At 71.9% G+C, this 9,430-nt stretch carries 9 protein-coding genes and 1 pseudogene; 5 read left to right on the forward strand and 5 right to left on the reverse strand.

Features of this window, described 5'->3' with window-relative positions:
• Positions 1-75 precede the first annotated feature (75 nt).
• Together VT50_RS41495 and VT50_RS41205 are read right to left on the reverse strand one after the other, a co-directional pair.
• On the reverse strand, positions 76-264 hold the full coding sequence (locus VT50_RS41495) for a hypothetical protein (RefSeq protein WP_276207363.1): 189 nt from the start codon (positions 262-264) through the stop codon (positions 76-78).
• 19 nt (positions 265-283) lie between these two features.
• Positions 284-925, reverse strand: a pseudogene (locus VT50_RS41205) (calcium-binding protein); the annotation flags it as partial.
• Between the two features lie 504 nt (positions 926-1,429).
• On the opposite strand from VT50_RS41205, the gene VT50_RS34980 reads away from it, so the two are divergent.
• Positions 1,430-2,008, forward strand: a complete 579-nt coding sequence (locus VT50_RS34980; RefSeq protein WP_046086890.1) for a hypothetical protein — start codon at positions 1,430-1,432, stop codon at positions 2,006-2,008.
• A gap of 25 nt (positions 2,009-2,033) precedes the next feature.
• Here the strand turns inward: VT50_RS34980 and VT50_RS34985 are convergent, their stop codons facing one another.
• The 3 genes from VT50_RS34985 to VT50_RS34995 are packed head-to-tail and all read right to left on the reverse strand — an operon-like array spanning position 2,034 to position 4,432.
• On the reverse strand, positions 2,034-3,209 hold the full coding sequence (locus VT50_RS34985) for an RNA polymerase sigma factor (RefSeq protein WP_046086928.1): 1,176 nt from the start codon (positions 3,207-3,209) through the stop codon (positions 2,034-2,036).
• A 5-nt stretch (positions 3,210-3,214) separates the two neighbouring features.
• Complete coding sequence (locus VT50_RS34990) at positions 3,215-3,634, reverse strand: YciI family protein (RefSeq protein ID WP_046086889.1); 420 nt, start codon at positions 3,632-3,634, stop codon at positions 3,215-3,217.
• A gap of 42 nt (positions 3,635-3,676) precedes the next feature.
• Complete coding sequence (locus VT50_RS34995; protein WP_046086888.1) at positions 3,677-4,432, reverse strand: FadR/GntR family transcriptional regulator; 756 nt, start codon at positions 4,430-4,432, stop codon at positions 3,677-3,679.
• A 401-nt stretch (positions 4,433-4,833) separates the two neighbouring features.
• Here VT50_RS34995 and VT50_RS35000 point away from each other — a divergent pair, with 401 nt between their 5' ends.
• The 4 genes from VT50_RS35000 to VT50_RS35015 form a co-directional block, all read left to right on the forward strand.
• Positions 4,834-6,504 (forward strand): ABC transporter substrate-binding protein, encoded by a 1,671-nt coding sequence (locus VT50_RS35000; protein WP_206269537.1) that lies wholly within the window; start codon positions 4,834-4,836, stop codon positions 6,502-6,504.
• Positions 6,504-7,454, forward strand: coding sequence for an ABC transporter permease (locus VT50_RS35005; RefSeq protein WP_046086887.1), 951 nt, complete (start codon positions 6,504-6,506; stop codon positions 7,452-7,454). Before VT50_RS35000 ends, VT50_RS35005 begins: the two co-directional genes overlap by 1 nt.
• 59 nt (positions 7,455-7,513) lie before the next feature.
• Positions 7,514-8,344, forward strand: a complete 831-nt coding sequence (locus tag VT50_RS35010) for an ABC transporter permease (RefSeq protein WP_046086926.1) — start codon at positions 7,514-7,516, stop codon at positions 8,342-8,344.
• Positions 8,341-9,430: ABC transporter ATP-binding protein (locus tag VT50_RS35015; RefSeq protein WP_240529431.1), on the forward strand; the 1,090-nt coding region annotated here is incomplete at its 3' end. The genes VT50_RS35010 and VT50_RS35015, both read left to right, overlap by 4 nt.

Genomic DNA, 9,430 nt, shown 5'->3' on the forward strand with positions numbered 1-9,430 from the left:
CGGGCGAAGCCGGGGCCCTGCCTGAGGGGAGCCCCGGCCCTGGAGGGAGCTGGTCGGATCTGGCCCTGCCCGGACTCAGTCCTGGTGGACCTCGTTGGTGCCCGGGCCGCCGGAGAGGGTGTCATTGCCCTGGCCGCCCCACAGCACGTCGTCGCCGCTGTTGCCGAAGAGGGTGTCGTCGCCCTCCTCGCCGTACAGCTCGTCGTCGTCCTCGCCGCCGTAGCTCTCGTCGGCGCCCGCCCTTGCCTCCGCGGAGGATGTCATTTCCGGCGTCGCCGCGCAGGATGTTGTCCCCGGAGCCACCGGTGATGGTGTCGTTCCCGGCACCACCGTGGCATTCCTGCGCACAGTTGGTGATGGTGTCGTCACCGTCGCCGCCGTAGGCGCCGAAGCCCATGACCCCGCCGCCACCGTCGATCGTGTCGTTGCCGTCCGCGCCGTAGAACGTGGGCGCGGCGCTGCCCTGGAGGACGTCATCGCCGGTGCCGCCGTGAATTCCAGCGTAGGCCGAGCCATTGGGGTCGATCTTCGCGGTGTCGTCGCCGTCACCGAGATCGACGTCGAAGTCATCGGAGTCGTCGGAGTTCTGCGGGATTTCCACCGCGCACTGGGCGACGGTGTGATCGCCCGCGGTCGGGTAGGTGCACTCGTCCCAGTTCGCCGCCTCCGGATCGACGGTGATGTCACCCTGGTCGCGGAAGGTGAGGACGTCATACGACTCGAATTCCCCACGGCTGACGATCTGTTCGGAGACCGTCAGATCGTTCTTCTGTCCCGCGGCGGCCTTGTACCAGAGCTCGCCGTCCTCGTGGACGAGAGAGCCCGAGGTCGCCGGGGCCGCCTGGGCGGTGGGCACCGCGAGCGCGGCTCCCCCCAGGGCGAGAGCGAGGGTGGCCGTAGCGGTCATGGTCCGGTACCTGCGCATAGGGAGATGGCCCTGCGTACGATTAGTGCCGATCGGACCGGCGAGAAAGCGCGGTCCGGTCACCGGCGGCGGAGCTATCGGCTATGTGGTGTTTCCGTTCGCCCCGGTAGACCGTGCCGGACGGCAAGCGGTTGCCCCGGGAATTCCCCAGTTCCCCGCGACTTTTCCGCCAGTTTTCCGCAATCGCAGGTCACCGCGTCATCCGAAGGACCGCGCACAAGGAATGGCGACATCGCCGTAACCGCGTTTTCCGGCGCACTTAACTCCGTGTTCACCCGTGTTCACCCGGCTGCTCGCGGCGGTGGACCGTCGGCCCGGTGCCGTACGGCGACCGCGCGGGGAAGTCGCCGAGAGAGAGCGCCACGGGGAACTGATCCGGATTCCAGTAAACATTTCCTGGAGAACATCTCCAAAATCTGTGGAGCTTCGGCGCATCCGCCTGTCAGGATCTTCCCTCATGCCTTCCCCCTTCACTCAGGAATATCAGGGATTCTCGTGCGGAAAATGAATGCGGCCGCCACCGTGGCCGTCGCGGTACTGGCTCTGGCGCTGACCGGCTGCGGCAAGGACGACGACAAGGGCGCCTCATCGCACGGCGCCACCGACAAGCCGGTGACCGCCCACAAGGGGGACGACGCGAAACACGGCACCGCGTCCGCCACGCCCACCAGTGCGAGCCCCAGCCCGAGCCGTACGAAGCCCGCCAAGAAGCCCGGCGGGAGCCCGACCACCCCCCGGGCCACCCGCGCCGCCGAAGGCAGCACTCCGGCCCCGCGTCACACGCCCCCGAAGACGCAGGCCCCGCCGGCCCGCCCGGGTGCCCCGGCGAGCGTCCAGGGCACGTGGTACTCCACGGTGCGCGACCCGAACGGCAAACCGGTCGTCATGACCGTGTCGGGCAGTTCCCTCAGCATCGGGTATCAGGGCAAGTCCTGCCCCGGGACGATCAACTCGAGCATGGCCGTCACCCTGAGCTGCCAGGGCGAGACCGTCTCCGGCGGCCATGCCGTGGTCAGCGGTGACGGCCAGAAGCTCACCGTCAACTGGCCGCAGGGCAAGCCCGACCAGTTCGTCCGCCCGTGAGCCGACGAGGCGTTGATACGGCCCGTCAGTGGGACCGGCCGGTGTTGAGCCGGGCCGCCTGGCGGGTCAGGTAGTCGCGTTCGGCGAGGTTGGACGCCTGGTGGGCGGCCTCCGCGTACAGCCGGGCCGCCGTCGCCACGTCCCCGTCGCGCTCGTGGAGGTACGCCGCCACCGCGGCGCGGCGGGGCAGGGGGGATCCCCCGCCCGACGAGCCAGCGGACGACGCGTCCAGTTCCGCGAGCGCGGCCAGCCCGGCGCGCGGGCCGTCGGCCTCACCGACCGCCACCGCCCGGTTGAGCCGGACGACCGGGCTGTCGGTCAGGTCCGCCAGCTCGTCGTACCACTCCACGATCTGCACCCAGTCGGTCTCGTCCGCGGTGGGCGCGTCCGCGTGGAGGGCCGCGATGGCGGCCTGGGCCTGGAACTCGCCCAGCCGGTCGCGGGCCAGCGCCGCCTGAAGGATCTCCACCCCTTCGGTGATCGCTTCGGTGTCCCACCGGGAGCGGTCCTGCTCGGCGAGCGGCACCAGACTCCCGTCGGGCGCGGTCCGGGTGTCGCGCCTGGCGTGGTGGAGCAGCATCAGGGCGAGCAGCCCCGCCACCTCGGGGTGGTCGATCGCGGCGGCGAGCTGCCGGGTGAGGCGGATGGCCTCGGCGGCGAGGTCGACATCGCCCGAGTAGCCCTCGTTGAAGACCAGGTACAGCACGCGCAGCACGGTGGCGACGTCGCCGGGCTGGTCGAACCGCACCCCGGAGACGGTGCGCTTGGCCCGGCTGATGCGCTGCGCCATGGTCGCCTCGGGCACCAGATACGCCCGGGCGATCTGGCGGGTGGTGAGGCCGCCGACCGCGCGCAGCGTGAGCGCGGCGGCGGACGACGGCGTCAGCGACGGATGGGCGCAGAGGAAGTAGAGCCGCAGCGTGTCGTCCACCGAGGCCGTGGGCCCGGGCGCCGGTTCCTCCTCGACGAGGTCCTCACGCCGCCGGCGGGCGGTCTCCGCCCGCCGCGCGTCGAGGAACTTGCGCCAGGCGACGGTGATCAGCCAGCCCTTCGGATCGCTCGGCTGGTCGGCGGGCCAGACCCGAACCGCCTCGATCAGCGCGTCCTGCACCGCGTCCTCGGCCGCCGCGAAGTCGGCTCCGCGGCGGACGAGGACGCCGAGCACGCCCGGTGTGAGGCTCCTGATCAGGGCCTCGTCCATCCGCGTCACTTGAAGGAGCACTCCGTGGTGCTGGGCTTGGCGGCCAGGAACGGGCGCACCTCCAGCCACTCGTGGATCGGCTTCCCGTCCTTCCCCGGAGCGGCGGACAGCTCACCGGCCAGCTCGACGGCGCGCTCGTGGCTGTCGACGTCGATCACCATCCAGCCCGCGATGAGGTCCTTGGTCTCGGCGAACGGGCCGTCGGTGACCGGCGGGCGCCCCTCACCGTCGTACCGCACCCACGACCCCTCGGGGGCGAGCGCCTGACCGTCGACGAACTCGCCGGTCTTCTCCAGCCGGGCCGCGAAGTCGTTCATGTACTGCACATGCGCCGAGATCTCCTCCGGCGTCCACTGGTCCATCGGCACGTTGTTCACCGGAGCCGGGGCGCCGCGGTAGTGCTTCAGCAGCAGGTACTTGGCCATCGTGGTTCTCCTTGGTGCGGATGCGACCCATTGTGGTCGCGCTCACCCCAGGGACGGAGCCGGTCCCGCGTTCTCGACACCGTCGACATCCCCGTCCGAAGATTTTTTCCGCTGCTCCTCGATCCGGTGCAGCACCGAGTCCAGATGCGCCTCGGAGGCCGCCCGGGCCGCCTCCGGGTCACGGGCCTCGATCGCTCCCAGGATGGCCTGGTGCTCCTCGATGGTGGCGCGCCGGCGGGCGGCGGACAGCGAGGTCTTGCGCCGCCCCGGCTCGCCGATCTCGTAGACCCGGTCCAGCAGCCGCAGCAGCAGGGGGTTGCGGGTGTACTGGGCGATGGCGCGGTGGAAGGTGCGGTCCAGGTCGGTGAACTCCTGCCGGGTGGGCTCGCGTCGCATCGCGTCCAGCAGGGCGTGCAGCTGGACGATGTCGGAGGGGGTGGCGCGGCGGGCGGCCCGCGCGGTCACCGAGGGCTCGATACACGCACGCACCTCCATGACCTGCAGCAGCTCCGCCGTGGCAGCGAGCCCCGAGGCCAGCACGTCGCCGCGCGGAGTGGCCCCCGGGTCGAGCACGACGGTGCCGGAGCCGGGGCGCCGGGCGACCAGTCCGCGCGAGGCGAGGGCGCGCAGCGCCTCGCGGACCGAGCCCCGGGAGACCCCAAGGCTCTCCGCGAGCTCCCGCTCCGGGGGGACGCGGGAACCGGGCGCGAGCTCTCCGCTCAGGATCAGCCGCTCCAGGCCGACGGCCAGGGCGTCCGGCCTCGACAGGGTGGAGTGCCGCAGTTGCCGCCAGTCCATCTCCCGGCTTTCCTCCGCCTTCTTCAGCTTTCTCCAACTCGCTTCGGCCTTCTCCAGCCTTCTTCGGCTTCAGCTTTCCCCGGCCTTGTACAGGCTTCTGCGGGCTTCGTTCTTCCGCCTTCGGCCTTCTGCGCTTTCCGGTCCGGCCGGTGGTCCAGAGTCTCACACCCGACGGGCGTCACCCCTGCGTCCACCCGGTGTCGGCCCCTCCTCCGCCCAGCCGCCGCCGCGGGCGGATTTAACCAGGTGGTGACGGGCGGGCAACCGGAGCCGCCGGGTCCGCACGCTAGCGTCTGCCGACATCGATTTGGTCCGACCAGTGGACCAACTGCTGTCCCTGCGCCATCCTGGCCGCACCGCAGCGCGCGCCCCGAACGTCCCCAGCAGTGAGGCACCCCGCCATGCGCCAAAGAACGAGCGGACCCAGCGACCGGCCCCCACCCACCACTCGCCACCGACCGCGCGCCGCCACCCGCGCCGCCCGGGCGCTGGGCGTGCTGGTCGCCGCCGCCACCGCGGGCTGTGCCTCCCTGGCCTCCCCCGCGGCCGAGGTGGGCGCCGACCGGATGACCGACCCCCGGCCCGCACGCGACGGCGGAACGCTCACCGTCGCCCTCAAATCGGACCCGGACAAGCTGGACCCCTCCCTGGCCAGCACCGCCGTGGGCCGGACGGTGTTCGCCGCGATGTGCGAGAAGCTGTACGACGTCGACGCCGCGAACCGGTTCGTACCGCAGCTCGCCGCCGCCCCGCCCACGACGAGCGACGGGGGCCGCACCGTCACCATCAGGCTGCGGCACGGCGTCCGCTTCGCCGACGGCACCCGCATGGACGCCGAGGCGGTCAAGACCTCCCTCGACCGGCACCGGACGCTGACCGGTTCGGTGCGCGCGAGCGAGCTGAAGCCCGTCACCTCCGTCGAGGCGGTCGGCGACGACACCGTACGGCTGCGGCTGACCAAGCCGTACGTCCCGCTGCTCGCGCTGCTCGCCGACCGCGCGGGCATGGTGATGTCCCCGACGGCGCTGAAGCGGTACGGCAAGGACTTCGCGAGCCACCCCACCTGCGTCGGCCCGTTCCACTACACCGAGCGGGTGGTGGGCGACCGCATCGTGCTGGACAAGGACCCGAACTACTACGACGCCGACGCGGTCCACCTGCGGCGGGTGGTCTACCGCACCATCACCGACGGCAGCGTACGGCTGGCGAATCTGCAGTCCGGCGACATCCAGGTGGGCGACCAGATGGACCCGGTCCAGGTGGGCCGGGCGCTCACCGAACCCGGGCTCCAGCTGTTCCACTCCCCCTCGCTCGGCTACTACGGACTGACCCTCAACATCGGCAACACCAAGGGCGCCGGGGCACCGCCGGGCCGGATCAACACCCCGGTCGCGCGGGACGTACGGGTGCGCGAGGCGTTCGACCTCTCCCTGGACCGCGAACTGATCAACACCATCGTCTTCCAGGGCCGCTACCGCCCCACCTGCGGCCCGCTCCCCTCCGGCACCCCCTACGCCACCGGGTCCCGCTGCCCGGCCCGCGACCTGGCCAAGGCCAAGCGGCTGCTCAGGGCCGCCAAGGTGGCCACCCCGGTCCGGGTGCGGCTGCAGATCAGCACCACCCCCGAGGACAACCGGCTGGGCCAGGTCATCCAGGCCATGGCCAAGGAGGCGGGCTTCGCGGTGAGCCTGCACCCGACCGAGTTCGCCACCGGCCTGGAGCACTCCCGCGCGGGCGACTTCCAGGCGGCGACCACCAACTGGTCGGGGCGGCTCGACCCGGCGGGCAACATCGACGTGTTCACCGGCACCGGCGGCGCCCAGAACTACAGCGGGCTCTCCGACCCGGCCATCGACCGGCTGATCGCCGAGGGCGGCGCCACCGCGGCCAAGCCCGCCCGCAAGAAGATCTACGCCCGGCTCTTGGAGCGCGTCCGCGCCGCGCACACCGTGCTCTATCTGATCCAGCCCACCAACTACGTCTCCGTGACGAAGGAGATCGCCGGGCTGAAGGTCTTCGGCGACGGGCTGATCCGGGTGAAGGACGCCGGATACGTGAGGGGAGGGAGCTGATGTCGTATCCGATCCGCCGGGCAGGCGAATCGCTGATCACCCTCTTCCTGGTGAGCGTCGTGGTCTTCGCGGGGGTACGGGCGCTGCCCGGCGACACCGCCACCGCGCTGGCCGGGGAGGAGCCCACACCCGAGGCGATCGCCCAGATCCGCGAGAGCTACGGGCTCGACGACAACATCGTGGTCCAGTACGCGCGCTATGTGCGGCACGCCGCCACCGGCGACCTCGGGGTCTCCTCGCGCACCGGGCTGCCGGTGCTGGACTCGGTGATGGAGGCGCTGCCCGTCACCCTCGAACTGTCCGCCCTGGCCCTGCTGCTCGCGGTCGTGGTCGGTGTGGGCGCCGGGGTGGTGGCGGCCGTCAGGCGCGGCCGTCCCGAGGAGTGGCTGGTCAACGCGGTGGCGCTGCTGGGGCTTTCGGTGCCCGCCTTCTGGCTCGGCATCGTGCTCGTCCTCGCCTTCGCCATCGCCGTCCCGGTCTTCGCCGCCTCCGGTTTCGTGCCGTTCGGCGTGGACCCGATGGAGAACCTGCGCCATATGGTGCTCCCGGTGATCGTCCTCGGCTCCGGTCTGGCGGCGGTCGTGATGCGGCAGACGCGCGCGGCCATGCTGGGCTCGCTGTCCGCCGACTACGTCCGCACGGCGCGCGCCAAGGGGCTCTCCCGGCGCCAGGTGATCATGGGCCATGCGCTGCGCAACAGCCTGGTCACCGTGGTGACCGTGCTCGGGCTGCAGCTCGGGCACCTCATCTCGGGCGCGGTGGTCACCGAGCAGATCTTCGTCCTGCCGGGGTTCGGCAAGCTCACCATCGACGCGGTCTTCTCCCGCGACTACGCGATGGTGCAGGGCGTGGTGCTGTTCACCTCGACCGCGTACATCGTCGTCAACCTCCTGGTGGACCTGGCCTATTCGGTGATCGACCCCCGTATCCGGCTCGGAGGTGTCCAGTGAGCGCCGCCGCCACCGAACTTCCCGCCGCTGAGGAGCGCGAGCGGGCCCCGCTCGCCCCGCTGTCCCGGCTGCGGCTGCTGACCCGCAACAAGCTCGCCCTCACCGGGGCCGTGGCCGCCGCGGTCCTGGTGCTGATCGCGGTGTGCGCACCGCTCATCGCGCCGTACGACCCGGCCCGGCCGGACTTCGGCGCCGCCCTCCAGGAACCGGGCTGGGCCCACTGGCTGGGCACCGACGACCTGGGCCGCGACCAGCTCTCGCGCGTGGTGTACGGGGTGCGGGCCTCGCTGCAGATCGGGCTGCTCGCGGTGGCGCTGGCCTTCGCGGCCGGGGTGCCGCTCGGGCTGCTCGCGGGCTACTACGGGCGGTTCGCCGACTCGGTGGTCTCCCGGCTCACCGACACCCTGCTCGCCTTCCCCTTCCTGGTGCTGGCGGTGGGCCTGGCCACCATCCTCGGGCCGTCCCTGCTCAACGCCACGATCGCGGTGGGCGTCTCGCAGATCCCGGCCGTCATCCGGATCACCAGGGCGGAGACGCTGCGGCTCAAGCACCTGGACTACGTGGCGGCGGCGGTGGCCAATGGCGGCGGGGACGGCACCGTGCTCTTCCGCCACATCCTCCCCGGCGCCCTGTCCGCGCTGACCGTCCAGGCCACCGTGGGCATCCCCACCGCGATCATCGGCGAGGCGCTGCTGAGCTTCCTCGGCCTCGGCGTCCAGCCGCCGTCCCCCTCGCTCGGGGTGATGCTCTCCAGCGCCCAGGCGTACATCGCCGCCGCGCCCTGGATGGCGGTCTTCCCGGGCCTGGCGATCATCGCCGCGACGCTGGCGTTCAATCTGCTCGGGGACGGGCTGCGCGACATCCTCGACCCCCAGGGAGACAGCCGATGACCACGCCCACGACGACTTCTGCCCTGAGTGTCCGGGACCTGTCCGTGGTCTTCCGCACCCCGACCCGCGTGGTGCACGCGGTGGACGGGCTGTCGTACGACGTCGCCGCCGGTGAAGTGCTGGCCGTGGTCGGCGAGTCGGGCTGCGGCAAGTCCGTGACCTCCACCGCCGTCATGGGGCTGCTGCCGCCCACCGCGAGCGTCGGCGGCTCCGTGCGGCTGGGCGGACGGGAGTTGGTGGGGGCGGACGAGAGCGCACTGCGGGACGTCCGCGGCCGGGAGATCGCGATGATCTTCCAGGAGCCGATGACCTCGCTGAACCCCGTCCTCACCATCGGCCGCCAGGTCGGCGAGGTCCTACGGCGCCATCAGGGGATCGGCCGCCGGGAGGCGCGCGAACGGGCCGTGGACCTGCTCGACCTCGTCGGCATCCCCGCCCCCGCCCAGCGGGTCCGCGACTATCCGCACCAGCTCAGCGGCGGAATGCGCCAGCGGGTGATGATCGCCATCGCGATCGCCTGCGACCCCGCCGTACTCATCGCCGACGAGCCCACCACCGCGCTCGACGTCACCGTGCAGGCGGGCATCCTGGAGGTACTGCAGTCCCTGCGGGAGCGGCTCGGCACCGCGATCGTGCTGATCACCCACGATCTGGGCGTGGTCGCCGACATCGCCGACCGGGTGCTGGTGATGTACGCGGGCCGGGGCGTCGAACAGGCCCCGGTGGACGAGCTGTTCGGCGCACCCCGCCATCCGTACACCCGCGGGCTGCTCGGCGCGGTGCCGGTGCCCGGCCGGAACCGGGCGGAGGGCGAGCGGGGGCGGCTCCAGGAGATCCCCGGGCTGGTGCCGAGCCTCACCGAACAGCCCGACCGCTGCACCTTCCAGCCGCGCTGCTCCTACGCCGACGAGCGGTGCGGGGAGCAGAGGCCCGCGCTGCGGGGGTTGCGGGCGGCGCGCGAGCGGGACCAGCGATCTGAGCGCCCTGAGAGCTCTGAGCGATCTGAGCGCCCTGAGCCGCACGAGGCCGCGTGCTGGTATCCGGTGCCGGTGCACCCCGAACACCCCGAACACCCCGAACACCCCG

Origin of the sequence: Streptomyces antioxidans, assembly GCF_000968685.2 — a bacterium.
GTDB classification, from domain to species: domain Bacteria; phylum Actinomycetota; class Actinomycetes; order Streptomycetales; family Streptomycetaceae; genus Streptomyces; species Streptomyces antioxidans.